Origin of the sequence: Streptomyces sp. NPDC094143, assembly GCF_040303825.1 — a bacterium.
Lineage (GTDB): Bacteria > Actinomycetota > Actinomycetes > Streptomycetales > Streptomycetaceae > Streptomyces.
Window position 1 is genome coordinate 106,577 of record NZ_JBEOTZ010000006.1, and the last position, 23,863, is coordinate 130,439.

At 72.7% G+C, this 23,863-nt stretch carries 23 protein-coding genes; 15 read left to right on the top strand and 8 right to left on the bottom strand.

Annotated elements, in window-relative coordinates:
* Positions 1-40: 40 nt before the first annotated feature.
* The gene (locus tag ABTZ58_RS10360; protein WP_351353666.1) at positions 41-892 is read left to right on the top strand and encodes a DUF4429 domain-containing protein; all 852 of its coding nucleotides are present in this window, start codon (positions 41-43) and stop codon (positions 890-892) included.
* A 111-nt stretch (positions 893-1,003) separates the two neighbouring features.
* Here ABTZ58_RS10360 and ABTZ58_RS10365 read toward each other — a convergent pair whose 3' ends face one another.
* Together ABTZ58_RS10365 and ABTZ58_RS10370 are read right to left on the bottom strand one after the other, a co-directional pair.
* Positions 1,004-2,017, bottom strand: a complete 1,014-nt coding sequence (locus tag ABTZ58_RS10365; RefSeq protein WP_351353177.1) for an aldo/keto reductase — start codon at positions 2,015-2,017, stop codon at positions 1,004-1,006.
* Entirely contained in the window at positions 2,014-2,478 is a 465-nt protein-coding gene (locus ABTZ58_RS10370) for a MerR family transcriptional regulator (protein ID WP_351353179.1), read from the bottom strand. The genes ABTZ58_RS10365 and ABTZ58_RS10370 overlap by 4 nt, the downstream gene beginning before the upstream one ends.
* 98 nt (positions 2,479-2,576) lie before the next feature.
* On the opposite strand from ABTZ58_RS10370, the gene ABTZ58_RS10375 reads away from it, so the two are divergent.
* Positions 2,577-3,047 carry a GNAT family N-acetyltransferase gene (locus ABTZ58_RS10375; RefSeq protein ID WP_351353182.1) on the top strand — a complete coding sequence of 157 codons (471 nt, stop codon included), beginning with the start codon at positions 2,577-2,579 and terminating at the stop codon, positions 3,045-3,047.
* 18 nt (positions 3,048-3,065) lie between these two features.
* Positions 3,066-3,881, top strand: coding sequence for a serine hydrolase domain-containing protein (locus ABTZ58_RS10380; protein WP_351353185.1), 816 nt, complete (start codon positions 3,066-3,068; stop codon positions 3,879-3,881).
* 15 nt (positions 3,882-3,896) lie between these two features.
* Here ABTZ58_RS10380 and ABTZ58_RS10385 read toward each other — a convergent pair whose 3' ends face one another.
* Positions 3,897-4,547: a pirin family protein gene (locus ABTZ58_RS10385; RefSeq protein ID WP_351353188.1), complete on the bottom strand. Its 651-nt coding sequence runs from the start codon at positions 4,545-4,547 to the stop codon at positions 3,897-3,899.
* A 61-nt stretch (positions 4,548-4,608) separates the two neighbouring features.
* Here ABTZ58_RS10385 and fasR point away from each other — a divergent pair, with 61 nt between their 5' ends.
* From fasR to fabF, 5 genes are all read left to right on the top strand, one after another.
* Positions 4,609-5,814, top strand: coding sequence for a fatty acid biosynthesis transcriptional regulator FasR (gene fasR, locus ABTZ58_RS10390; RefSeq protein WP_351353191.1), 1,206 nt, complete (start codon positions 4,609-4,611; stop codon positions 5,812-5,814).
* 89 nt (positions 5,815-5,903) lie between these two features.
* The gene (locus ABTZ58_RS10395) at positions 5,904-6,839 is read left to right on the top strand and encodes an ACP S-malonyltransferase (protein ID WP_351353194.1); all 936 of its coding nucleotides are present in this window, start codon (positions 5,904-5,906) and stop codon (positions 6,837-6,839) included.
* A 16-nt stretch (positions 6,840-6,855) separates the two neighbouring features.
* On the top strand, positions 6,856-7,857 hold the full coding sequence (locus tag ABTZ58_RS10400; protein WP_309093526.1) for a ketoacyl-ACP synthase III: 1,002 nt from the start codon (positions 6,856-6,858) through the stop codon (positions 7,855-7,857).
* A gap of 81 nt (positions 7,858-7,938) precedes the next feature.
* Entirely contained in the window at positions 7,939-8,187 is a 249-nt protein-coding gene (locus ABTZ58_RS10405; RefSeq protein ID WP_003989952.1) for an acyl carrier protein, read from the top strand.
* 86 nt (positions 8,188-8,273) lie between these two features.
* Positions 8,274-9,545 (top strand): beta-ketoacyl-ACP synthase II, encoded by a 1,272-nt coding sequence (gene fabF, locus ABTZ58_RS10410; protein WP_351353198.1) that lies wholly within the window; start codon positions 8,274-8,276, stop codon positions 9,543-9,545.
* A 79-nt stretch (positions 9,546-9,624) separates the two neighbouring features.
* Here the strand turns inward: fabF and ABTZ58_RS10415 are convergent, their stop codons facing one another.
* The gene (locus ABTZ58_RS10415) at positions 9,625-10,119 is read right to left on the bottom strand and encodes a DUF3145 domain-containing protein (RefSeq protein ID WP_309093524.1); all 495 of its coding nucleotides are present in this window, start codon (positions 10,117-10,119) and stop codon (positions 9,625-9,627) included.
* Positions 10,120-10,377: 258 nt separating this feature from the next.
* Here ABTZ58_RS10415 and ABTZ58_RS10420 point away from each other — a divergent pair, with 258 nt between their 5' ends.
* Both ABTZ58_RS10420 and ABTZ58_RS10425 read left to right on the top strand, forming a co-directional pair.
* Positions 10,378-11,271: an SGNH/GDSL hydrolase family protein gene (locus tag ABTZ58_RS10420; RefSeq protein WP_351353201.1), complete on the top strand. Its 894-nt coding sequence runs from the start codon at positions 10,378-10,380 to the stop codon at positions 11,269-11,271.
* A gap of 10 nt (positions 11,272-11,281) precedes the next feature.
* A complete protein-coding gene (locus tag ABTZ58_RS10425; RefSeq protein ID WP_351353204.1) occupies positions 11,282-12,253 on the top strand; it encodes an aldose epimerase family protein in 972 nt (323 codons plus the stop codon).
* Between the two features lie 81 nt (positions 12,254-12,334).
* Here ABTZ58_RS10425 and ABTZ58_RS10430 read toward each other — a convergent pair whose 3' ends face one another.
* A complete protein-coding gene (locus ABTZ58_RS10430; protein ID WP_351353207.1) occupies positions 12,335-14,770 on the bottom strand; it encodes a glycoside hydrolase family 3 protein in 2,436 nt (811 codons plus the stop codon).
* Between the two features lie 102 nt (positions 14,771-14,872).
* Here ABTZ58_RS10430 and ABTZ58_RS10435 point away from each other — a divergent pair, with 102 nt between their 5' ends.
* Positions 14,873-15,454, top strand: coding sequence for a TetR/AcrR family transcriptional regulator (locus ABTZ58_RS10435; RefSeq protein ID WP_351353210.1), 582 nt, complete (start codon positions 14,873-14,875; stop codon positions 15,452-15,454).
* 96 nt (positions 15,455-15,550) lie between these two features.
* Positions 15,551-16,783: a pyroglutamyl-peptidase I gene (locus ABTZ58_RS10440; protein WP_351353213.1), complete on the top strand. Its 1,233-nt coding sequence runs from the start codon at positions 15,551-15,553 to the stop codon at positions 16,781-16,783.
* On the opposite strand, the gene ABTZ58_RS10445 is transcribed toward ABTZ58_RS10440, so the two are convergent.
* The gene (locus ABTZ58_RS10445; RefSeq protein ID WP_351353216.1) at positions 16,746-17,561 is read right to left on the bottom strand and encodes an EI24 domain-containing protein; all 816 of its coding nucleotides are present in this window, start codon (positions 17,559-17,561) and stop codon (positions 16,746-16,748) included. The two genes, ABTZ58_RS10440 and ABTZ58_RS10445, sit on opposite strands and share 38 nt — an antisense overlap.
* A gap of 198 nt (positions 17,562-17,759) precedes the next feature.
* On the opposite strand from ABTZ58_RS10445, the gene ABTZ58_RS10450 reads away from it, so the two are divergent.
* Together ABTZ58_RS10450 and ABTZ58_RS10455 are read left to right on the top strand one after the other, a co-directional pair.
* Entirely contained in the window at positions 17,760-20,333 is a 2,574-nt protein-coding gene (locus ABTZ58_RS10450) for a M14 family zinc carboxypeptidase (RefSeq protein ID WP_351353219.1), read from the top strand.
* On the top strand, positions 20,330-21,475 hold the full coding sequence (locus ABTZ58_RS10455) for a serine hydrolase domain-containing protein (RefSeq protein ID WP_351353222.1): 1,146 nt from the start codon (positions 20,330-20,332) through the stop codon (positions 21,473-21,475). The genes ABTZ58_RS10450 and ABTZ58_RS10455 overlap by 4 nt, the downstream gene beginning before the upstream one ends.
* 67 nt (positions 21,476-21,542) lie before the next feature.
* Here the strand turns inward: ABTZ58_RS10455 and ABTZ58_RS10460 are convergent, their stop codons facing one another.
* Together ABTZ58_RS10460 and ABTZ58_RS10465 are read right to left on the bottom strand one after the other, a co-directional pair.
* Positions 21,543-21,962, bottom strand: coding sequence for an organic hydroperoxide resistance protein (locus ABTZ58_RS10460; protein ID WP_351353225.1), 420 nt, complete (start codon positions 21,960-21,962; stop codon positions 21,543-21,545).
* Between the two features lie 96 nt (positions 21,963-22,058).
* Positions 22,059-23,081, bottom strand: coding sequence for an NADP-dependent oxidoreductase (locus ABTZ58_RS10465; protein WP_351353228.1), 1,023 nt, complete (start codon positions 23,079-23,081; stop codon positions 22,059-22,061).
* Between the two features lie 100 nt (positions 23,082-23,181).
* Between ABTZ58_RS10465 and ABTZ58_RS10470 the strand changes: the two genes are divergently transcribed.
* Positions 23,182-23,634, top strand: a complete 453-nt coding sequence (locus ABTZ58_RS10470; RefSeq protein WP_351353230.1) for a MarR family winged helix-turn-helix transcriptional regulator — start codon at positions 23,182-23,184, stop codon at positions 23,632-23,634.
* The last annotated feature ends 229 nt before the right edge of the window (positions 23,635-23,863 follow it).

Here is a 23,863-nt window from a genome sequence, read left to right on the forward strand (position 1 = left end):
TCTGCTCGGCAGGGGGACGGAGGAGCGCGTGCCGCATACGATGAGCCGCATGGGTGACGTACTGGCCGGATTTCATGCCGCCTGGGAGTTCGAGTCCGACTCCGTGCTCATCCGTTACGAACGGGGCATTCGAACACCCAAGCTCTTCCAGGCACTCGGGGAACGGCGGATCCCGCTGGACGCCATAGCCGGGGTGACGCTGACGCGCGGCAAGCGCGGCACGGTCGTGCTGCGGGTCGAACCGCGCCCCGGGGCGGACCCGCTGATGGAGGCCGCCGCCGGGCAGCTGAAGGAGAGCGGCGACCCCTACCGGCTGGTGCTGCCCGCCGAGCGGGAGGTGCTCGCGGAGTACTACGCCGACGAACTGCGGGGGCTGCTGACGGAGTCCGGGCCGGCGGACCGGTTCCTCGTGGAGCCGCCGAAGGGACCGCTGTCGTTCAAGGCGTACGACGGGAAGGCCTCCTTCGACGGCCGGACCGTGAACTTCCGCTGGTTCTGGACCGGTGCGTCGTCGGCGAAGTGGAAGGCCGGGGACCAGAGCTTCTCCGTCGGGGAGCTCGACGGGGTGGAGTGGCGCTCGCCGGAGGTCTTCGAGGGGCATCTGCGGCTGCTGCGGCGGGATGCCGGACAGACGGCGGCGCAGGCCGACCAGGATCCGGCCGCGGTGGTGTTCGGACTGGGCTACGGGCCGGTGCACGAGTCGCTGCCGTTCGCCGCGGCGGTGCTGGCCGCCGTGCGGACGTCCAGTCCGGTGGCCGCCGTTCCCGCGCCGCGGCGCGATCCCGCGGACATCGCCGAGCGGATCCGGCATCTGGGGAAGCTGCACCAGGCCGGGCTGGTGACGGACGAGGAGTTCTCGGTCAAGAAGGCGGAGTTGCTGGCGCAGCTTTAGCGTCTGCCTCAATCTCGCCGTGGAGGGGGCGCGGGTTCGTGCGTGGCCGGTCGCGCACACGCGGCTGAGCCGCACATCGGCACGGCCCCGCGCCCCTGGAGGGGCGCTTCGCTACTCCCGGCCCGCTGACGTGAAGGCCATGTCCGCGTAGCGGTTGCCCGCCACCTGGGCCGCGATGCCGTCCAGCAGGTCCAGTTGCTCGTCCGTCAGGACGATCCGGGTGGCCGCCGTGTTCTCCTCGACCCTGGAGGGCTTGCGGGTGCCGGGGATCGGGATGACCGGGAGGTCGCGGAGGGCCGCCTGCTGGTGGACCCAGGCCAGGGCGATCTGGCCGAGGGAGGCGTCGTGGGCCTCGGCCACCGAGCGGATCAGTTCCAGCAGGGTCGCGTTGGCCATCGCGTTGTCGCCCGTGAAGCGGGGCTGACGGCGGCGGAAGTCGTCGGACGACAGCTCCTCCGCGCTGGTGAACGAGCCGGTCAGGAAGCCCCGGCCGAGCGGGGAGTACGGCACGAGGGCCACGCCCAGCTCGCGGGCCGCCGGGACGACGCGCGCCTCGATGTCGCGGCTGAACAGGGACCACTCCGACTGCACGGCGGCGATGGGGTGCACGGCGTGCGCGGCGCGCAGTTCGTCCGCCGTGACCTCGCTCAGGCCCAGGTGCTTGACCTTGCCCTCGCGGACCAGGTCCGCCATGGTGCCGACGCTCTCCTCGATCGGCACGTTCACATCGCGCCGGTGCATGTAGTAGAGGTCGATGGTCTCGACGTCCAGGCGCTTCAGGCTCGCCTCGACGGCCTGGCGGATGTAGGGCGGGTCGTTGCGGACGATCCGGCGCGTCGGGTCGTCCGCGGGGATGGACAGGGCGAACTTGGTCGCGATGACGACCTCGTCGCGGTGGGCCTTGCAGAACGGCGCCAGGAAGCGCTCGTTCTCGCCGGCGCCGTACGCGTCGGCCGTGTCGTAGAGGGTGACGCCCAGTTCGAGGGCCCTCTCCAGGGTGGCGCGGGAGGCGTCCGCGTCCGAGGGGCCGTAGGCGAAGCTCATGCCCATGCAGCCGAGACCCTGGACACCCACCTCGGGGCCGTGGTCGCCGAGCTTCGCCGTCGTGATCCTGCCGTCCGTCATCGGGACCTCTCCGACGCCAGGGCACGCCCGGCGTCCGCGTAGAAACTGATCTTCCGGTCGAGCACGGCGAGCGTGCCGCGGAGTTCCTCGATCCGCGCGAGGACGTCCTCGCGGGTCGTCCGCAGCAGCTCGAAGCGCTCGGCATAGGTGTGGTCGCCCTCGCGCACCAGTTCCGCGTACCTGACCATGTCGGCGACCGGCATGCCCGTCAGGCGGAGCTTGCCGACCAGGTCGAGCCAGTCGAGGTCGCGGTTGGTGTAGCGGCGCTGACCGGTGTGGGAGCGGTCGATGTGCGGCATCAGGCCGATGCGCTCGTACCAGCGCAGGGTGTGGGCCGTCAGGCCGGTGAAGGCGACGACCTCGCTGATCGTGTAGCGGTCCTCGCCGTCCGGGCGCCGGTTCTGCTGCGGCGGGCCGGCGCAGGTGCCGGCCCTGGTCCCCGTGGTCTCCATCACCGTCATGCCCCCCACGCTAGAACCTTGGAGTGCGCTCGAAGCAAGCGCCGACGGCAAGAAATCGGCAGGACGTCTCCTGATCCGGCTGGTTAGCGTACGGGGTCATGAGTCTCGTACGCCGTGCCCTGCCCGAGGACGCCGAGGAAGTCCTGCGCCTGCGCCAGGTCATGATCGACGCGCTGTTCCCCTCCGGCCCCTCCCTCGCCTGGCACAGCGATTCCCTTCCGACGCTGAGGGCCGAACTGAGCGAGGCGGACGGGGACTTCGCGGCGTTCGTGGTGGACCACCCGCGGCGGCCGGGGGCGCTGGCGTCGCTGGTGGCCGGGACGATCGACTACCGCATCGGCAGGCCGGGCGACCCGCGGGGCCTGGTGGGCTTCGTGTTCAGCGTCGCCACCGACCCGGACGCCCGGCGCCGCGGATACGCCCGCGCGTGCATGACGACGCTGCTGGGCTGGTTCCGCGAGCGCGGCGTCCGGCGGGTGCAGCTCACCGCCTCGCCGGAGGCCGAGCCGCTGTACGTCTCGCTCGGGTTCCGCCCCAAGCCCGACCCCTTGCTGGAGCTGACGCTCTGAGCGCATAGGCTCGAACGCATGTCGCTGAAGAGCCTCGCGTTGATCGAGAACTGGCCGGTTCCCACCGCCGCGGCGGGTGTCGTCCGGGCGGACGGCACCGTCCTCGGCACCCACGGCCCGGCCGGGCGGCGGTTCCCGCTCGCCTCGGTGACCAAGCCGCTGGCCGCCTACGCGGTGCTGGTCGCCTACGAGGAGGGCGCGGTCGAGTTCGACGAGCCCGCCGGTCCGGCCGGGTCGACCGTGCGGCATCTGCTCGCGCACACCTCGGGCCTGGCCTTCGACGAGCACAGGGTCACGGCCCCGCCCGGGGAGCGGCGGCTGTACTCCAACGCCGGGTTCGAGCAGCTCGGCGACCATGTCGCCAAGGCGACCGACATCCCGTTCGCCGAGTACCTGCGGCAGGCCGTGCTGGAGCCGCTGGGCATGACCTCGACGACTCTGGAGGGCTCCCCGGCCAAGGACGGGGTGTCCACGGTGGAGGACCTGCTGCGGTTCGCCGCCGAGGTGCAGGCGCCGCGGCTGCTGGACCCCCGTACGGTCGCCGAGGCGATGAGCGTGCACTACCCGGGCACCAAGGGCGTCCTGCCGGGGTACGGCCACCAGAACCCCAACGACTGGGGGCTCGGTTTCGAGATCCGCGACTCCAAGTCGCCGCACTGGACGGGCGCTTCGTCCTCGCCTCGCACATTCGGGCATTTCGGTCAGTCCGGTACGTTCCTGTGGGTCGACCCGGACGCGGGGGCGGCGTGCGTGGCGCTGACGGACCGGGCGTTCGGGCCGTGGGCGATCGAGGCGTGGCCGCCGTTCACGGACGCGGTGCTGGCGGAGCTCTAGCAGCGGCCCGCAGCCCTACGTCATCTCCCAGACGAGGAGCTCGGCCCGCGTCACGGCCTCGGCCTCCAGGCCCTTGGCGCCGGTGATCCGGGCCGCGTCGCCGGCGCCCAGCTCCTCGCCGTCCAGGCGCACCTCACCGCGGACGACGTGCACGTACGCGTACGCCGCGTCCGGCACCGCCGTCCGCTCCCCCGCCGCCAGGCGCCGTACGTGCAGCATGGCGCCGGCCTCCGGGACGGCGTAGGGGGTGGAGTCGGCGATGCCGCGGACCACCTCGTACGACGGCTCGCCGCCGGGCTCCAGGGGGGCGAGCCACATCTGCAGGAAGGTCAGGGGCCCGGGCCCGTCGTTGCGTTCCACGTGCCGCACCCCGGCCGCCGAGCTGAGCCGCTGCACGTCGCCGTGGCGGACGACGGACTCGTGCCCGGTGGAGTCGCGGTGCGTCAGCTCGCCCTCCACCACCCACGTCACGATCTCGGTGTGGCTGTGCGGGTGCTCGTCGAACCCGGCGCCCGGGGCCAGCCGTTCCTCGTTGCAGGCGAGCAGCGCGCCGAAGCGGAGGTTGTCGGGGTCGTAGTGGGCCCCGAAGGAGAAGGCGTGCCGGGTCTCGATTCCGGACGCCGGCTCGCCGCCCTGGTAGCGCTCGCCGGCGCGCCGAATGTCCATCACGAAGTCCACCGTAGACCCGGCGGCCCACCTTCCCGTCCGGATAAGGCAGTCTTGTCCCGTGCCCGAACCCGAAACCAGCAAGAACGCAGCCGCAACCCGTGACCTCCACGCACATGCCGCGACCCTGAAGCGGCTGGAGAAGTCCTCCGGATCACTCGCCGCGCAGGCCATCGCGCGGATGGACGAGACGCTGCCCTGGTACCGGGCCATGCCCCCGGAGAACCGTTCCTGGATCGGTCTGGTCGCGCAGGCGGGCATCGCCGCGTTCACCGAGTGGTTCCGGCACCCGGACGCCCCGCAGGCCATCTCCACCGACGTGTTCGGCACCGCGCCGCGCGAGCTGACCCGGGCGATCACGCTGCGCCAGACCGTGGAGATGGTGCGCACCACCATCGAGGTCATGGAGTCCGCGATCGACGAGGTCGCGGCCCCCGGCGACGAGCGCGTCCTGCGCGAGGCACTGCTCGTCTACGCCCGGGAGATCGCCTTCGCCACCGCCCAGGTGTACGCCCAGGCCGCCGAGGCACGCGGTGCCTGGGACGCCCGGCTGGAGTCCCTGGTCGTGAACGCCGTGCTGAGCGGCGAGGCCGACGAAGGCGCCGTGTCCCGGGCCGCAGCCCTCGGCTGGAACTCGCCCGAGCACGTCTGCGTGGTGCTCGGCACGGCCCCCGACGGCGACAGCGAGCTGACCGTCGAGGCCATACGGCGGGCCTCCCGGCACGCCAAGCTCCAGGTGCTGACCGGGGTGCTCGGGGACCGGCTGGTCGTCATCGCGGGCGGCAGCGACAACCCCCTGGCCGTGGCCAAGTCGCTCATCGGCCCGTTCGCGGCCGGGCCGGTCGTGGCCGGTCCGGTGGTGCCCGACCTGCAGGCCGCGACCCGGTCGGCGCAGGCCGCCGCCGCCGGCCTGAAGGCGTGTTCCGCCTGGCAGGACGCCCCGCGCCCGGTCCTCGCCGACGACCTGCTCCCGGAGCGGGCGATCGCCGGTGACCCCTCGGCCCGAGAGCAACTGGTGGAGGAGATCTACAGACCGCTGGAGGAAGCCGGGGCCGCGCTCCTGGAGACCCTCAGCGTCTATCTCGAACAGGCGAGCAGCCTCGAAGGCGCGGCCCGGATGCTGTTCGTGCATCCCAACACCGTCCGCTACCGGCTTCGACGTGTGACTGACGTCACCGGCTGGTCACCCTCCGATGTACGCTCTGCCTTCACGCTGCGGATCGCGCTGATCCTGGGGCGTCTGGTCGATGGAGATCTCCAGCCCTAAGGTTTTGTGGAAGCTCGACAAAACCCCCTCGTGTTCTTCGTCCCTGTCCCCACGGGCGGCCGTGCCCGTACCCAAGAGAGAGTGTGAGAGTGCTCGTACTCGTCGCTCCCGGCCAGGGCGCCCAGACGCCCGGCTTCCTGACTGAATGGCTCGACCTCCCCGGTGTCCGCGGTGCCCTGGAGGCATGGTCCGACGCCGCGGGGATCGACCTGATCCGTTACGGCACCGAGGCCGACGCGGAGGAGATCCGCGACACCGCGGTGGCGCAGCCGCTGCTGGTCGCGGCCGGACTGGCGTCCGCGTCCCTGCTGTTCGAGGACCCGGCCGACCTCCCGCGCAAGGTCGGCGCCCTCGCCGGTCACAGCGTCGGCGAGTTCACCGCCGCCTCGCTCGCCGGGGTGCTCCCCCACGAGGAGGCGCTGCGCCTGGTCCGTGCCCGCGGTCTCGCCATGGCCGAGGCCGCCGCCGTCACCGAGACGGGCATGGCCGCGCTGCTGGGCGGCGACCCCGCCGTGACGGTTCCGCACCTGGAGAAACTGGGCCTGACCCCGGCGAACATCAACGGCGCGGGCCAGATCGTCGCGGCCGGCACCAAGGAGCAGCTCGCCGCGCTGGAGGCGGACAAGCCCGAGGGCGTGCGCAAGGTCGTCGCGCTGAAGGTCGCCGGCGCGTTCCACACGCACCACATGGCCCCCGCGGTCGAGACGCTGGCGAAGGCCGCCGCCGACGTCCGGGGCACCGGCGACCCGGAGGTCACCTACGTCTCCAACAAGGACGGGCAGGCCGTCGCCGCCGGCGGCGAGGTGCTGGAGCGTCTGGTCGGCCAGGTCGCCAACCCGGTCCGCTGGGACCTGTGCATGGAGACCTTCAAGGAGCTCGGGGTCACGGCCCTGATCGAGGTCTGCCCGGGCGGCACCCTCACCGGCCTCGCCAAGCGCGCCCTGCCGGGCGTGCGGACGCTGGCCCTGAAGTCCCCCGCCGACCTCGACGCCGCTCGCGAGCTCGTCGCCGAGCACAGTGCCTGAGAAGGAGCCCGAGAGTATGGCGAAGATCAAGCCCAGCAAGGGCGCCCCGTACGCGCGGATCCTGGGCGTCGGCGGCTACCGCCCGACCCGGGTCGTGCCGAACGAGGTGATCCTGGAGACGATCGAGTCGTCCGACGAGTGGATCCGCTCGCGCTCCGGCATCGAGACGCGGCACTGGGCCTCCGACGAGGAGACCGTCGCGCAGATGTCGATCGAGGCGTCCGGCAAGGCCATCGCCGACGCGGGCATCTCCGTCGAGCAGATCGGCGGCGTGATCGTCTCGACCGTCTCGCACTTCAAGCAGACGCCGGCCGTCGCCACCGAGATCGCCGACAAGCTGGGCACGGACCGGGCCGCCGCCTTCGACATCTCGGCGGGCTGCGCGGGCTTCGGCTACGGCCTGACCCTCGCCAAGGGCATGATCGTCGAGGGCTCGGCGGAGTACGTCCTGGTGATCGGCGTCGAGCGGCTGAGCGACCTGACCGACCTGGAGGACCGGGCGACGGCCTTCCTGTTCGGCGACGGCGCCGGCGCGGTCGTGGTCGGCCCGTCCCAGGAGCCCGCGATCGGCCCGACCGTGTGGGGCTCCGAGGGCGACAAGTCCGACACCATCAAGCAGACCGTGCCGTGGACGGACTACCGCGACGGGACGGTCGAGAAGTTCCCCGCGATCACCCAGGAAGGCCAGGCGGTGTTCCGCTGGGCCGTGTTCGAGATGGCGAAGGTCGCCCAGCAGGCGCTGGACGCGGCCGGGATCACCGTGGACGACCTGGACGTCTTCATCCCGCACCAGGCCAACGTGCGGATCATCGACTCGATGGTGAAGACCCTGAAACTGCCGGAGCACGTCACGGTCGCGCGTGACATCCGCACCACCGGCAACACCTCGGCCGCCTCGATCCCGCTCGCGATGGAGCGGCTCCTGGCGACCGGCGAGGCGAAGAGCGGCGACACCGCGCTCGTCATCGGCTTCGGGGCGGGTCTCGTCTACGCCGCGACTGTCGTTACCCTCCCCTAGGCACTCCGTGCCGGATCATGCGGTCCGGGACGGGAAGAACCACCTGCCACACCCTCTGGATATCTACGAAGGAGCGCCAACATGGCCGCCACTCAGGAAGAGATCGTCGCCGGTCTCGCCGAGATCGTGAACGAGATCGCCGGCATCCCGGTTGAGGACGTCCAGCTGGACAAGTCCTTCACCGACGACCTGGACGTCGACTCGCTGTCCATGGTCGAGGTCGTCGTCGCCGCCGAGGAGCGCTTCGACGTCAAGATCCCGGACGAGGACGTCAAGAACCTCAAGACCGTCGGCGACGCGACCGACTACATCCTCAAGCACCAGGGCTGATCGGCCGATCAGGCCGTCTGGCCGACTGCCCCGCCACCCGGCGGTGGCGCCGCTTAATCCTCGGATCCGTTGGAGAAAGAATTCCCGTGAGCTCGACCAATCGCACCGTGGTCGTCACCGGTATCGGCGCAACCACACCGCTGGGTGGCGACGCAGCCTCTACCTGGGAGGGCCTGGTCGCCGGACGTTCCGGCGTCAAGCCCTTGGAGCAGGACTGGGCGGCCGACCAGGCCGTCAGGATCGCGGCGCCGGTCGCCGTGGAGCCGACCGAGGTCATCCCCCGGCCGCAGGCCCGCCGACTGGACCGCTCGGCCCAGTTCGCGCTGGTCGCGGCCAAGGAGGCCTGGGCCGACGCCGGTTTCGAGGCGAAGGCCGGCGAGGACCCGAACGTCGACCCCGACCGGCTCGGCGCGGTCATCGCCTCCGGCATCGGCGGCGTGACGACGCTGCTCGACCAGTACGACGTGCTGAAGGAGAAGGGCGTCCGCCGCGTCTCCCCGCACACCGTTCCCATGCTGATGCCCAACAGCCCGTCGGCCAACGTGGGTCTGGCCGTGGGCGCCCGGGCGGGCGTGCACACGCCGGTCTCCGCCTGCGCCTCGGGCGCCGAGGCCATCGGTTACGCCATCGAGATGATCCGCACCGGCCGCGCCGACGTCGTCGTCGCGGGTGGCACGGAGGCGGCGATCCACCCGCTGCCCATCGCCGCGTTCGGCAACATGATGGCGATGTCCAAGAACAACGACGACCCGCAGGGCGCGTCGCGCCCCTACGACGTCGCCCGTGACGGCTTCGTCCTCGGTGAGGGCGCCGGAGTCGTCGTCCTGGAGTCCGCCGAGCACGCCGCGAAGCGCGGGGCCCGGGTGTACGCCGAGGCGGTCGGGCAGGGCATCTCCGCCGACGCGCACGACATCGTGCAGCCGGAGCCGGAGGGGCGGGGCATCTCGCACGCCCTGCAGAACCTGCTGGAGCGCACCGACCTGGACCCGGCGGAGATCGTGCACGTCAACGCGCACGCGACGTCGACGCCGGCCGGGGACATCGCCGAGCTGAAGGCGCTGCGGAAGGTGTTCGGTGACGACACCGACCACATCGCGGTGTCCGCGACGAAGTCGATGACCGGGCACCTGCTGGGTGGCGCCGGTGGTGTGGAGACCGTGGCGACGGTGCTCGCGCTGTACCACCGGGTGGCTCCGCCGACGATCAACGTGGAGAACCTGGACCCGGAGGCCGAGGCGAACGCCGACGTCGTGCGGGGTGAGGCGCGGAAGCTGCCGGTCGAGGGCCGTATCGCCGCGCTGAACGACTCGTTCGGCTTCGGCGGGCACAACGTGGTGCTGGCGTTCCGGACCGTCTGAGAAGCCCGGCTTCCCACTCGTCCCACGTGAAGGGCCCCCACCTGCGGGTGGGGGCCCTTCACGTACGCGCTAGCGGGAATCAGACCACCTGGTGGAGCCAGCGCACCGGGGCGCCCTCGCCCGCGTATCTGAAGGGTTCCAACTCGTCGTCCCAGGGCTTGCCCAGGAGTTTGCTGAGCTCCGCTTCCAGGTTGGTCTCACCCTGCTGGGAACGCTGCAGTGCCGCGCGCAGGCGGTCCTCGGGGATGAGGATGTCGCCGTGCATGCCGGTGACGGCGTGGTAGATGCCCAGGTCGGGGGTGCAGCTGTAGCGCTCGCCCTCGGCGGTGGGGCAGGGTTCCGCGGTGACCTCGAAGCGCAGCAGGTGCCAGCCGCGCAGCGCGGAGGCCAGCTTGGACGCCGTGCCCACCTGGCCCTGCCAGGAGAACTCCGAGCGCCAGGTGCCGGGCGCGGCGGGCTGCCGGATCCAGTCCAGGCTGACGCGTGTGCCGAGCACCCCGGCGACGGCCCACTCGACGTGCGGGCACAGCGCGCGCGGCGCGGAGTGCACGTACAGAACTCCACGTGTCGTCACCGGAACCTCCGGGCAGAGCGGACCATCTTGGAACAGGCGGAACGGCGGTGACCGGGCGGGTCACGTTGATGGCGAGGCTACCGTGCGGGGGCGCGAGGAGTGTGACGTACGGTCGGTCCGGGTGCCGGGAAACTCCCGCCATTCACCCAGGGGGACGCTTGTGCGGGTGTGAGCCGTTGCACCTGATCGGCCGGGAACCCTCGTGCGTTGTCATGGGTTGGGGAGACAGGGACGGCACGGAGAGGGGACGGACCAGACATGTGGACGCGGAGCCATCGCGCACGGGGTGTCCTCGCCGTGGTCGCCGCGGCCGTGTTGGGCGTGGCCGGGTGTGACGCCGTGGGCGGCGACTCCGCAGCCCCGTCCGAGCGTGCGCAGCCGTCCCCGAAGCCCACGCCCCTGTGGGACCGCAGCCCGAGTTCCGTCGCCGCCGTCGGTGACTCCATCACGCGCGCCTTCGACGCGTGTGACGTGCTGTCGGACTGTCCGGAGGCGTCCTGGGCGACCGGCACCAGCCCCGAGGTCGACTCGCTGGCGGTGCGGCTGCTGGGCAGGACCGGGGCCGCCCGGCGGAGCTGGAACCACGCCGTGACGGGCGCGCGGATGGCCGACCTGCCCGGGCAGATGGCCCGGGCGGTGCGGCGCAAACCGCAGCTGGTGACGGTGATGGTCGGGGCGAACGACGCCTGCCGGGCCACGCCCTCGGCGATGACCCCGGTCTCCGCCTTCCGTGCCGATTTCGAGGACTCGCTGCGTTCCCTGCGCAAGGCCCTGCCCAAGGCCCAGGTGTTCGTGGCGAGCGTGCCCGACCTGAAGCGGTTGTGGTCCGAGGGCCGTTCCAGCGCGATGGCCAGGCAGGTCTGGCAGCTGGGCATCTGCCCCTCGATGCTGGGCGACGCGGACGCCCTGGACGCGTCGGCGACCCTGCGGCGGGAGCGGGTGCGGCAGCGCGTGGAGGAGTACAACAAGGTCCTGGCGGAGGTCTGCGACCAGGACGAGCGGTGCCGTCACGACGGCGGGGCGGTGTACGACTACCGCTTCGGCACGGCCCAGTTGAGCCGCTGGGACTACTTCCACCCGAGCGTGAACGGACAGGCCCGGTTGGCGGAGATCGCGTACCGCACCGTCACGGCGGAGAAGCCCCTGACTTAGGGTTCCGCACATGAGCGAACTCTTCGGCACACTTCCCGACGGGACCCCGGTGCACCGCTGGACCCTGGAGCGGGCGGGTGTACGGGTGCGGGTGCTGTCGTACGGCGGGATCGTGCAGTCGGTCGAGGTGCCGGACCGGGCCGGGCGGGCCGCCGACGTGGTGCTGGGGTTCCCGGATCTCGAGGGGTACCTCGCCCATCCTGAGCCGTATCTCGGTGCCCTCGTCGGGCGGTACGCCAACCGGATCGCCGGCGGCCGGTTCCCGCTGGACGGGCGGACGTACGCCCTGGAGGCGAACGACGGGCCGAACTCGCTGCACGGCGGGGTGCGTGGTTTCGACAAGCGGGTGTGGGACGTGAGCCCGGTCGAGCACGGTGTGCGGCTGTCCCGGGTCAGTCCGCACGGCGAGGAGGGATTCCCCGGGAGGCTGGAGGTCTCGGCGACGTACTCGCTGCTGGCGGGCGGGGCGCTGCGGATCGCGTACGAGGCGGTGACGGACGCGCCGACCGTGGTGAACCTGACGAACCACAGCTACTTCAACCTGGCCGGCTCCGGTGACGCGGCCGGTCACGAGCTGCGGCTGGCGGCCTCCCGGTACACGCCGGTCGACGGGGACCTGATCCCGGCCGGCGGCCCGGAGGAGGTGTCCGGCACGCGGTTCGACTTCCGCGCGGCCCGCAAGGTGGGCAGCGGCTACGACCACAACTTCGCGCTGGACAAGGGGGTGACGGACACTCCGGTGGAGGTCGCCGAGCTGCACGACCCGGCGTCGGGGCGGGTGCTGACGGTGGCCACCACCGAGCCGGGGCTCCAGTTGTACACCGCCGATCACCTGGGCGAGCCGTTCGCGCCCGGCGACGGCGTCGCGCTGGAGACCCAGCACTTCCCCGACTCGCCGAACCGGCCGGAGTTCCCGACGACCGTGCTGCGGCCGGGCGAGGTGTTCCGCTCGGAGACGGTGTACGGGTTCGGCACCCGCTGAGGTGCCCGGCCAGGGGCCACGAGCCCCGGTCCGGAGGTCAGGTCCCGGACCGGGGCTGCCGAGTGGGGAACTTGTCCCGGATCAGACGTTAATCGTCGCGGTGATCCTGCGGTCGGTGATCGAGCGTCCGACCTGGATCTCGTACGAACCCTTCACAAACGACCACGAGCCGGTCGCCTCGTCCCAGATCTCGAAGGCGCGGCGGGGCAGTCCGACGGTCGCCTCGACCGTCTCGCCGGGGCCGGCCGCGACGCCCGCGAAGCCGCCCAGCCAGCGCGCCGGGCGGGTGGGGTCGGGCTCGCGGGGGGCGAGGTAGAGCTGGACGACCTCGCGGCCGGGGCGGTCGCCGCTGTTGCGGAGGCGGACCTTCGCGCTGGTCCCTTCCGGTGCCTCGGCGACCTCGACGGACTCGTAGGTCCAGTCGGTGTAGCCGAGGCCGTGGCCGAAGGGGTAGGCGGGGGTGCGGCCGTGCTTCTCCCAGGCGCGGTAGCCGATGAAGACGCCCTCCTCGTAGGGGAGTTCGCCGTTCTCGGGGACGACCCGGGTGACCGGGGCGTCGGCCAGCGAGCCCCAGGTGGTGGGCAGGCGGCCGCCGGGCTCGTGGGCGCCGGTGAGGACGTCGGCGAGGGCCGCGCCGCCCTCCTGGCCGGGGAACCACGACAGCAGCACGGCGGCGACCTCGTCGCGCCAGGGCAGCTCCACCGGGGAGCCGGAGTTGACGACCACGACGGTGCGGGGGTTGGCGGCGGCGACGGCGCGCACCAGGTCGTCCTGGCGGCCGGGCAGGCGCAGGTCCGTGCGGTCGAAGCCCTCGGACTCGACGCGCTCGGTGGTGGCGACCACGACGACGGCCGTGTCGGCGGCCCGGGCGGCCTCGACCGCCTCGGCGATCAGTTCCGCGGGGTCGCGCTGCGGGTCCTGGTGGGCGAGGGTGAAGCCGATGACCCGCATGGGGCCGTCCGGCGGCGGGACGGTGTGGGTGAGGGAGACCTCTACGGCTTCCCCTGCGGTGAGGTCGACCCGGGCGTGCGGCACGGGCGGGCCGAAGAAGGTGAGGAACGGGTCGTCCCCGTCGGGGCGCTGGACGTCGTCGTAGTACACGGTGCCGGCGACGGTCAGCCGGAAGGGGCCGAGGCCCTTGATGCCGAAGGTGTGCGTGCCGGTCTCGCGCGGGGTGAAGGTGCCGGTCAGCTCGACGCTGTGCAGCAGGTCGTGGCTGACGCCGTCGGGGAGGTCGGCGCCCGTCCACTGGATGTGGCCGCTGGGGGCGGAGCGGGTGCCGAGGACGGTGCCCGCGACGTCCCGGCAGACGGCGCGCAGCTCGAAACCCCGGTCGGCGATGGGGAGTTCGGTGTTGGGGTCGGCGCCGAGGGCGTAGCCGAGGGTGCCTTCGGGCAGGGCGGCGGTCAGGCCGTCGAGCGGGGAGACGGTCCGGGCCGGGAAGACGGTGGCGGAGCCGCCGCCGAGGACGCGGGCGTCGCGGGCGGCGGCGCCGATCAGCGCGACCCGGCCGGGCCTCAGCGGCAGGGCGCCGCCTTCGTTGCGGACGAGGACGAAGGAGCGGCGGGCGATCTCGCGGGCGAGGGTCTCGCCGTCGACGCCCGGGGGCGGGTCGGTGACGACGGGTTCGGCACCCTCCAGGACGCCGACCCGGGCGGCGAGGCGCAGCACGCGGCGGACGGCCTCGTCGACCAGCGTCTCGTCGGCCTCGCCGGCCCGCACGGCCCGGGCGAGGTTCTCGCCGTAGACGGTTCCGGGGCCGGGCATGGCGATGTCGAGGCCGCCGGTGAGGGCGCCGGCGGTGGAGCGGGCGGCGGTCCAGTCGGAGACGTTGACGCCGTCGAAGCCCCACTCCCCGCGCAGGACTTCGTTGACCAGGTGGTGGTGCTCGGTCATGGTCGGGCCGTTGACCGAGTTGTAGGCGGTCATGATGCCCCAGGGGTGGGCGTCGGCGACGATCGCCTCGAAGGGGGCCAGGTACAGCTCGCGCAGGGCGCGTTCGCCCACGAGGTTGTTCACGGTGAGGCGGTCGGTCTCGGCGTCGTTGGCGACGAAGTGCTTGACGGTGGTGCCGACGCCGCCGGACTGGACGCCCCGGACGTACGCGGCTCCGATCCGGCCGGTGAGGTACGGGTCCTCGCTGTAGGCCTCGAAGTGGCGGCCGCCCAGCGGGGAGCGGTGCAGGTTCACCGTGGGGGCGAGCAGGACGTGGACGCCCTTGCGGCGGGCCTCCTGGGCGAGCAGGACGCCGGCGCGGTGGGCGAGGCCGGGGTCCCAGGTGGCGGCGAGGGCGGTCGGGGAGGGCAGGGCGACGGACGGATCGTCGGCGCTCCAGTGCACCCCGCGGACGCCGATCGGGCCGTCGGACATGACCAGCGACGCCAGGCCGGCCTCCGGCAGCGGGGGCAGGCTCCACATGTCCTGGCCGGCCAGGAGCCGTGTCTTGGCGTCCAGGTCGAGCTTGCCGAGGGCCGCCTCCACGGCTGCCTCTCGCCGTTGCTCCGCTGTCTCCGCCACGTCGGCACCTCCACGTCGAAACCGCTGGATGTCACCATCGTGCACCCGGAACCTGTGACGCGGTAGGTTTCGTTATCCGCCCGTGATGTTCAGGTGTTCGGCATGTCGTACGGTGACGCCATGACGGCCAGGACGAGGAGCGAGGAACGGCGCGCGGAGATCGTGCGGGCCGCTCTGGAGGTGATCGCCGAGCGCGGCTACCGGGGAGCGAGTCTGGCGGCGGTCGCCGAGCGGGTCGGGCTGACCCAGCAGGGCCTGCTGCACCACTTCCCGACCAAGGAGGCGCTGCTCGTCGCGGTCCTCCAGGAGCGGGACCGCTGGGACGCGATGCCCGCCGGCCGGCTGCGCCTGGACCTGCTGGCCGCGCTGGTCGAGTACAACGCGATGCGCCCGGCCATCGTCCAGACCTTCTCGGCGCTGCTGGGCGAGAGCGTCACCGAAGGGCATCCGGCCCGCACCTACTTCACCGAGCGCTACGTCGGGGTCCGCGTCGGCATGGCCGAGGTGCTGCGCGCCGAGTACGGCGACCGCCTGCCCAGCGGCCTCACGCCCGAGCGCGCCGCCCCGCTGCTGGTGGCGATCCTGGACGGGCTGCAGTACCAGTGGCTGCTCGACCCGGAGTCGGTGGACATGGCGTCGGCGTTCCGGGACTTCCTGACGCTGCTGGGCGAGAGCGGCGACTGAGCCCCTGGCGCGTATGGCGTGGACCACTCCCGTCACGCGATACTTCCGCCGTCCGGCACCACGCCACCCCCACCGTGACGGAAGGGCTCAACCCCCTTGAACTCCATACGCGTTCGCCTCGGCGTCCTCGGCCTCGCGCTGCTGACCGGTCTGACCACTCCCCCCTCCGCGAGCGCCGCCGAGGCGGCCCCCGCCCCCACCGTCGAGGAACAGCGGCTCGACCGGGCCGCCCCGCAGGAGATCCTGCGCCGCTCGGGATTCGACGCCGTGGCCCCGCGACTGGCCCGGGCGCTCGATACGGCCCGCTCCTACGCGGAGGCCCGCCGGATCGTCACCCGGGAGGGGACCGGGCTGTGGCGGCGGGCGGTGGACCGGGCGCAGGGGCGCGGTCCCGCGGGCGGGGACCTCAGCCGGGACGACGACCGGCCGCTGTACTGGGCACGGCTGGGCATGACCCGCGAAGTGCGCGCCTGGGAGCCGGAGTTCGGTCTGACCGACCGGCAGCGGGCCGCGCTGCTGGACGAGCTGGAGCGCACCTCGCGCGGCCAGTCGGCCATCGGCTATCCGCACGGCAAGGGGCTGAAGCGGATCCTGCTCACCGGCTTCGACCCGTTCACCCTGGACCGGGACATCCGCATCTCCAACCCGTCCGGCGCCACCGCGCTCGCCCTCGACGGCACGGTCGTCGAGACCGCGGAGGGCCCGGCCCGGATCGAGACGGCCGTGTTCCCGGTGCGCTGGCGCGACTTCACGGAAGGGACCGTGGAGCGGACCCTGCGGCCCCATCTGGGGAAGGTCGATCTGTTCACGACCGTGAGCCAGGGCCGCGTCGGGCGGTTCGACATCGAGCGGACCAACGGGGCCTGGCGGGGCGGCTTCGGGGACAACGAGAACGTCGGCCGCACCGAGACGGTCCCCGTCGCCGACCCCGCCTCGCAGCCGCAGTGGACGACGACCACGCTGCCGTACGCGGCGATCGTCGCCGCCCCCACCGGCCGCTTCCCGGTGTACGACAACACGAGCGTCACCGAGATCCCGGCGGGCGGCACCGAGCCCGTCGTGCGTCCCGAGGGGCCGACCCCCGGCTCGACCGCGCGCGCGGGCGGCGGCGGGGACTACCTCTCCAACGAGATCGCCTACCGGGCGACCCTGCTGCGCGACCGGCTCGGGCTGCACGGCGCCCTGCCGGGCGGACACGTGCACACGCCGGTGCTGCAGTTCGGCGCCGGGAACACCACCGAGGTCACCGACGCTGACTTCGTGCGCAACCGGCTGGACATCATCGCGCAGGTCAGGACGATCCTGAAGGTGGCTGCGGAAGCGTCTTGACCGTCTGGCCGCCGCCCTCATCGCCCTCCCGGATCTCCTCGCCCAGCAGGTCACGCGCCATGAGGGTGGCGCCGGCCACCGCGCCCGGCATCAGGAACACCGCGACGAACGGCACCAGGAAGGACACGGCGAGCGGGGTGCCGAAACCCCAGACCAGGGTCCTGCGGCCACGCAGCAGCGTGAGGCGGGTGCGCAGCTCCACGCCACGGCGCTGGAGGGCGACGGCGGTCAGTTCCTCGGTGAGGAAGAACCCGGTGACGAAGAAGCCGATCACCGGCACGGCCGTCTGGCCGACGACCGGGACGAAGCCGCACGCGAACAGCAGCACGCCCCACAGGGCGGCCCGCACGACGATCCGGAGACTGTCGCGGGCGGAGATCCACAGCTCCCGCCACAGCGGCAGCCTGGACTCGGGGGCGTGCCCGTCCGGGGACACGTCCCGGTCGACCTTCTCGGAGAGGTTCTCGTAGAAGGGCTGCCCGATCAGCAGCGTCACGGCGGTGAAGGTCACGACGGCGAGCAGCAGGGCGAGGGCGAACAGCATGACGGTGAGGAAGCCGCGGAAGAGCCCGGGCCAGGGGCTCGACCAGCCGTCGGCGAACGGCGTCGCCCAGGTGACGGCGTCCTCCCCCCACAGCCCCAGCGCGACGAGCACCGCCGCGTAGAGCACCAGGGTGATCAGGCCCGGGAGCAGCCCGAAGCCGTAACTCCTGCCGTGCCGGGCCACCCATCGCTGGCCCTTGAGCAGGTACCGGAAACCCGTCCCCAGATCGCGCATGGGGACGACCCTATCCGGGCCCGGGTCGCGCCCTTGACGCGCTCCGGTCACACCGGGGTCACAGGCCGCCCGGGTCGGGGCGCGGGCCGCCGGCGGAGCCATCCGGGTCACGGGTGACACCAATGCGCCCTTGTTGCCGTTGAGTCGAACCGGTACACCTCGCCGTACCGATCTCAGGAAGCCCCACAGGAGGTACGCGTGCGCACCACGAGAACCGTTCCTGCGAGACCCGTACTGATCGTCACCCTCGGCCTCGCCACGGCGGGTTCGCTCCTCCTCGCCCCCGGCACCGCGAGCGCCGAGCCCGAACCGGTCACCCGCGAGGGCGCCCCCGTCGACGGCCGGGCGGCCCGGGCTCCCGAGAGCGCGGCCCGGCGGGCCCTGGCCGCGGCCGGGGAGACCTCCACCGCGACGGACACCCGCGGCTACCCCCGCCGCCAGGTCCTCTCCCCCGACCCGGTGAACCCCGGCGACAAGTCCCTGAAGCTGGGGCTCGTCCCGTACCACGGGATCGCGCCGAAGCTGAACGCCCTGCAACGCCTCGGGGACCGGGTGAGCGTGGAGGTGGCGGGCCGCTCGGCCGGCGGGCACCGCCTCTACCTCGTGACCGTCACCGCCCCGGAGACCACCCGCGAGGCCCGCGCCCAGCAGCGGATGCGCGACCTCATCGAGCGCGCGCCCGCCACGGCGGCCAAGTCCCCCGAGATCAAGCGCTCCTACAAGACCCCGGTCTTCGTCAACAGCAACATCCACGGCAACGAGTGGGAGGGCACGGACGCCTCCCTGAAGGTCATCGAGCAGCTCGCGACCGCCGAGGACGCCAGGACGCGGGACCTCCTCGCGCACAGCCGCCTGTACTTCAACGTCACGGCCAACCCGGACGGCCGTATCGCCGGCACCCGGGCCAACGCGGGCGGCTTCGACCTGAACCGGGACTTCGTCACCGCCTCGCAGCCCGAGTCCCGCGCGATGCGGCGGATCCAGCTCGACACGCAGCCGGCCGTCCTGCTCGACCTGCACGGCTACGTCAACGGCACCCTCATCGAGCCCACCACTCCCCCGCACGGCGAGAACTACGAGTACGACCTCTTCCTGAAGCACACCTACGCCAACGCCCTCGGCATGGAGGCGGCCGTCAACGCCCTCGGCTACACGCCCGCGAAGGACGGCGTGGAACCGGCCCAGATCCCCTTCCGCGACCAGGAGGAGGGCTGGGACGACTGGCCACCGATCTTCACCCCGCAGTATGCGGCCTTCCACGGCACGGTCGCAGCCCACACCGTGGAGATCCCGCTGGCGGTGAACAACGAGGAGTACGACGAACTGCCCGTGGCGGAGCTGCGCCGCCGCTCGGCGGTCAACACGGCCGTGGCGGGCGCGGCCGTGCGCGCGACCCTGGACCACGTCCGGGAGCGGCGCGCGACGCTGGTCGCCGACCAGATCGAGGCCTTCCGCCGTGGTGCGGCCGGTGCCCCGCAGGTGCCGGTGTCGCCGCGGACGGTCCCCGGCGTGCCCGGCATCGGCCCGGAGGACGTCTACACGACCGCCTTCCCGCGCGCCTACGTCATCCCGCCGGGCACCTCGCGCGCGCAGCGCTCCGCCCCGGCCGCCGCGCGCCTGGTGGACCACCTCCTCGCCAACGACGTCCGCGTCACCCGCGCCACCCGCCCGTTCCGGCTCGCCGGGCGGACCCACCCCGCGGGCTCGTACGTCGTGGACATGCGCCAGCCCAAGCGCGGCATGGCGAACGTGCTGCTGGCCGACGGCCGGGACATCAGCGACAAGGTGTCGGTGATGTACGACATCTCCGGCTGGAGTCTGGGCCGGCTGTGGGGCGCCACGGTCGAGCCGGTGGCGTCGGGCAGCCTGCGGGGCGCGCCCCTGCGCCCGGTCGCCGAGGCGGCCGCCGTCGCCCGCGTGGCCCCGCACGGCGACCTCCGTCTGCGCCTGGACGACCCGCGCGAGATCGCGGCGCTCAACTCCCTCCTGCGGCGCGGCGTCACCGTGCGCGAGGCCCCGGACGGCAGCGCGATCGTGCCCGCCTCGGCCCGCCGCGAGGCGCTCACCGCCGCCCGGACGCACGACGTGGCCTTCACCGCCACCCGGCTCACCGGCGCCACCCCGCTGCGCCGCCCGCGCGTCGCCGCCGCCGTCACGCCCGGTGAGCTGTTCGCGCTGCGGGAGATGGACTTCGATGTCACGCCCGTCTCGACGGCCGTGCTGAACGCGGGCTTCGACTGGTCCGGCACGGACGTGCTGTTCGTCTCCGCCGGCCTGGACCGGGCCCGGCTGACGGCGCCCGCCCGCAGCGCCCTGGACGCGTTCCTGGGCCGTCACGGCCTGGTCGGCCGGGGCGCGACGGGCGCGGCCCTGAACGCGGCGGCGGGTCTGCTGCCCGTCACGCCCGTGGCGGGCAACGGGGACGCCAACGGCGTGGTGCGGGTGACCAATCCGGGCCCGCTCACCCGGGGCGCACCGGACCACAGCTTCGTCTACGCCCCGCTCTGGTTCACCGGCCTGGGTGCCGGGGTGCGCGTCGAACAGGCGTACGCGACCGGGAATCCGCTGCTCTCCGGCCACTGGCGTCCGCTGCGGGACGGCTCCGGCGGCCCGGCCGCGGCGGCCGGCCGGGCGGCCGTGGTCAGCGGTGACCGGGCGGTGCTGTTCGGTACGGAACCACTCTTCCGGGACCACCCCAAGGGAGCATTCGCGCAGGTGGCGAGGGCATTGTTCACGGTGGCACACAGCGGTTCGGTTGAGGAGAGCGGATGACGCAGGAGATCCACGGCACCGTGGCGGACGGCTTCGAGGACGTACGCGAGGAGTTCGCCGCGTTCGTGGCCGGGGAACGACCCGACTACGAGGGCCAGCTGTGCGCCTACGTCCACGGGCGCAAGGTCGTCGACCTGTGGGCGGGCACCGAGGCGGACGCCCTGTACGGCGTGTTCTCCTCCACCAAGGGCGCCGCCTCCCTGGTGGTGGCCCTCCTCGTCCAGGACGGCACGCTCGAACTGGACCGCAAGGTGACGTACTACTGGCCGGAGTTCGCGGCCGAGGGCAAGGGGGCGCTGACCCTGCGCGACCTGCTCGCGCACCGGGCGGGCGTGGTCGGCACGGACACCGGCTTCACGCTCGCGGAGCTGGCGGACGACCGCCAGCTCGCCGAACGCCTCGCGGACCAGCGGCCGTTCTGGCGCCCCGGCACGGCGTTCGGCTACCACGCGCTGGTCAGCGGCGCCCTGGCCGGCGAGGTGGTCCGCCGGGCCACGGGCCGCACGCTCCAGGAGGTCTACCAGGAGCGGATCCGGACCCCGTACGCCCTGGACTTCCACCTGGGCCTGCCCGCCCCGCAGGAACCGCGCTTCCGCACGACGCAGCCGATGGCCCCGACCCCGCGGCAGCAGGCCCTCCTCGACGCCACGCCCAGCGGCCCGCACACCCTCACCTCGATCGCCTACAACGGCAACGCGGCGGAGCCGGCCGACCTGGCCTCGCTGCCCAACATGCCGCTGGTGCGCGCCAAGGGCCCGGCGTCCGTGGGCGGGGTGGCGTCCGCGCGGGGCCTGGCCGGGACGTACGCGGCGGCGATCAGCGCGCTGGGCGACCGGGCGCCGCTGCTCAAGCCGGACACGGTGGCGGAGTTCGGCCAGCTCCACTCGGTCGGCTACGACCTGGTCGCCCGGTCCCACAGGTCGTTCGGCCTGGGCTTCCAGGCGACGGCTGACACGTGGCACCCGTTCCTCGGCGCCGGGACGATCGGGCACAGCGGCGCGAGCGGTTCCCAGGCCTTCGCGGACCCGTGGAGCGGCCTGGCGTACGGCTACACGCGCCGGCGGTTCGCCTTCCCGGGCGGGGCGGCCCCGGAGAACGACCGGCTGGCGCGGGCGGTCCACAGGGCCGCGCTCGCCGCCTGAGCCGGGCACGGACAAAGGCCGCACCCCACGTCCGGGGGTGCGGCCTCCGCGTGCGCGACGACGGTCGTCAGACCAGCGTCACGGTGATGTTCCCGCGGGTTGCCTTCGAGTACGGGCACACGTCGTGGGCCTTCTCGATCAGCGACCGGGCGGTGACCCGGTCGACCCGGGGGATGTCGGCCGAGATCTCGACGATGATCCCGAACCCCTCCCCGTTCCTGCCGAGGCCGACCTTCGCGGTCACGGTCGAACCGGTGAGGTCGGCACCCTCCTGACGGGCGACGACACCGAGGGCGCCCTGGAAGCAGGCGCTGTACCCGGCGGCGAAGAGCTGCTCCGGGTTGGTCCCGGCGCCGCTCCCGCCCATCTCCTTCGGCGGGTTGACGACGACGTCGAGCTTGCCGTCGTCGGTGGCCACCCGCCCGTCGCGCCCGTTTCGTGCGGTCGCCACGGCGGTGTACAGGACGTCGGACTGCTGGATCGGCATGCGGTGGTGTTCCTTCGGTCGTCCGCCGCGGCTCGCGCCCGGGCCGGGACGGATTCGGAAAGAAACTACCGCATGCCGGAACGGCAGCACAGGGGGTCAGAGCTTGACGATCATCTTCCCGGTGTTGTCACCGCGCAGGACGCCCAGGAAGGCCTCCAGGTTGTTCTCGATACCCTCGACGACCGTCTCGCGGTACTTCAGCTCACCCGAGGCGACCCAGGGGGCGACCTCCTGCACGAACTGCGGCTGCAGGTCGTAGTGGTCGCCGACCAGGAAGCCCTCGATCCGGCCGCGGGTCTGGATGAGACGGGCGAGGTTCTTCGGGCCCGGGGCGGGCTCGGTGTTGTTGTAGACGGAGATCATGCCGCAGACCGCGATCCGGCCGCCCTCGTTGAGGGAGCCGATGGCCGCCTCCAGGTGGTCGCCGCCCACGTTGTCGAAGTAGACGTCGATGCCGTCGGGGGCGGCGGCGCGCAGCTGCCGGCTCACGGGCCCGTCCTTGTAGTTGAAGGCGGCGTCGAAGCCGTACTCCTCCACGAGGAGCTTCACCTTCTCCTCCGACCCGGCGGATCCGATGACCCGCGAGGCGCCCTTCAGCTTCGCGATCTGCCCGACCTGGCCGCCCACGGCACCGGCGGCGCCGGAGACGAAGACGGCGTCGCCCTCCTTGAAGGAGGCGGTGCGCAGCAGGCCCGCGTAGGCGGTGAGGCCGGTCATGCCGAGCACGCCCAGGTACGCCGAGAGCGGCGCGGCCTCCGGGTCCACCTTCACGGCGTTCTTCCCGGCCACGACGGCGTACTCGCGCCAGCCGGAGAAGTGCAGCACGTGGTCGCCGACGGAGACGCCCTCGGCGTTGGAGGCCACGACCTCGCCGACGGCGCCGCCCTGCATGACCTTGCCCAGCTCGAACGGGGCCACGTAGGACTTCGCGGCGCTCATCCGGCCGCGCATGTACGGGTCCACGGAGAGGTACTTGTTCCGGACGAGCACCTGCCCCTCACCGGGCCGCGGGACCTCCGCCTCCACCAGGGCGAAGTCCTCGGGCTTCGGCCAGCCGACCGGGCGGCTGAGCAGGTGCCACTCGCGACTGACGGCGGGGAGGGTGGGCGTGTCGGTCATGGTGCGCCTTTCCTTCGGTCTCCGGCGGTTGTTTCAGTACCTGAAACAACCATGCTCCTGAATATTTCATGTTGTCAAACAACCGGGTACCCTCGACGGCATGGCCTCCACCACACCGACTCCCCAGAGCAGGACGAACCGCCGCCCCGATCCGCTGACGCTCGAGGTCGTGGAGCTGATCGGGGAGGTCGTCGCGCGGTTCCACGAGGACTACGAGTCGGCGGCGGCGGAGCACGCGCTGACGGGCGCGCAGGCCCGGCTGCTGAGCCTGCTGTGCCTGGAGCCGCTGCCGATGCGGAGGCTGGCGCAGCGGCTGAAGTGCGAGCCGTCGAACGTCACCGGGATCGTGGACCGGCTGGAGGCGCGCGGACTGGTCGAACGGCAGCCGGATCCGGCGGACCGGCGGGTGAAGGTGGCGGCTGCGACGACGGAGGGGCGGCGGGTGGCGCGGAGCCTGCGGGAGTCACTGCGGTTCGCGCGGGAGCCGCTGGCGGGGCTGTCGGAGGGGGAGAGACTGGCCCTGCGGGATGCGCTGCGGGGGATGCTGGCGTGAGGTCGTAGGGCGCTCGGGGTTGACGCCCTGGTCGGAGCGCTGTCCGCCCCGGCGTTTCGAGGTGCTCGGGGTGACGCCCCTGTCGGACCGTTGCCCGCCCCCGGCGTTTCGAGGTGCTCGGGGTGACGCCCCCGTCGGACCGTTGCCCGCCCCCGGCGTTTCGAGGTGCTCGGGGTGACGCCCCCGTCGGACCGTTGCCCGCCCCCGGCGTTTCGAGGTGCTCGGGGTG

Excerpts from the sequence above, each read along its gene's own strand:
- ABTZ58_RS10360 (WP_351353666.1), top strand. The coding sequence starts at position 41 with ATGAGCCGCATGGGTGACGTACTGGCCGGATTTCATGCCGCCTGGGAG.
- ABTZ58_RS10365 (WP_351353177.1), bottom strand. The coding sequence starts at position 2,017 with ATGACGGACGGCAGGATCACGACGGCGAAGCTCGGCGACCACGGCCCC.
- ABTZ58_RS10370 (WP_351353179.1), bottom strand. The coding sequence starts at position 2,478 with ATGACGGTGATGGAGACCACGGGGACCAGGGCCGGCACCTGCGCCGGC.
- ABTZ58_RS10375 (WP_351353182.1), top strand. The coding sequence starts at position 2,577 with ATGAGTCTCGTACGCCGTGCCCTGCCCGAGGACGCCGAGGAAGTCCTG.
- ABTZ58_RS10380 (WP_351353185.1), top strand. The coding sequence starts at position 3,066 with ATGTCGCTGAAGAGCCTCGCGTTGATCGAGAACTGGCCGGTTCCCACC.
- ABTZ58_RS10385 (WP_351353188.1), bottom strand. The coding sequence starts at position 4,547 with ATGGACATTCGGCGCGCCGGCGAGCGCTACCAGGGCGGCGAGCCGGCG.
- ABTZ58_RS10400 (WP_309093526.1), top strand. The coding sequence starts at position 6,856 with ATGGCGAAGATCAAGCCCAGCAAGGGCGCCCCGTACGCGCGGATCCTG.
- ABTZ58_RS10405 (WP_003989952.1), top strand. The coding sequence starts at position 7,939 with ATGGCCGCCACTCAGGAAGAGATCGTCGCCGGTCTCGCCGAGATCGTG.
- ABTZ58_RS10420 (WP_351353201.1), top strand. The coding sequence starts at position 10,378 with ATGTGGACGCGGAGCCATCGCGCACGGGGTGTCCTCGCCGTGGTCGCC.
- ABTZ58_RS10425 (WP_351353204.1), top strand. The coding sequence starts at position 11,282 with ATGAGCGAACTCTTCGGCACACTTCCCGACGGGACCCCGGTGCACCGC.
- ABTZ58_RS10435 (WP_351353210.1), top strand. The coding sequence starts at position 14,873 with ATGTCGTACGGTGACGCCATGACGGCCAGGACGAGGAGCGAGGAACGG.
- ABTZ58_RS10445 (WP_351353216.1), bottom strand. The coding sequence starts at position 17,561 with ATGCGCGATCTGGGGACGGGTTTCCGGTACCTGCTCAAGGGCCAGCGA.
- ABTZ58_RS10455 (WP_351353222.1), top strand. The coding sequence starts at position 20,330 with ATGACGCAGGAGATCCACGGCACCGTGGCGGACGGCTTCGAGGACGTA.
- ABTZ58_RS10460 (WP_351353225.1), bottom strand. The coding sequence starts at position 21,962 with ATGCCGATCCAGCAGTCCGACGTCCTGTACACCGCCGTGGCGACCGCA.
- ABTZ58_RS10465 (WP_351353228.1), bottom strand. The coding sequence starts at position 23,081 with ATGACCGACACGCCCACCCTCCCCGCCGTCAGTCGCGAGTGGCACCTG.
- ABTZ58_RS10470 (WP_351353230.1), top strand. The coding sequence starts at position 23,182 with ATGGCCTCCACCACACCGACTCCCCAGAGCAGGACGAACCGCCGCCCC.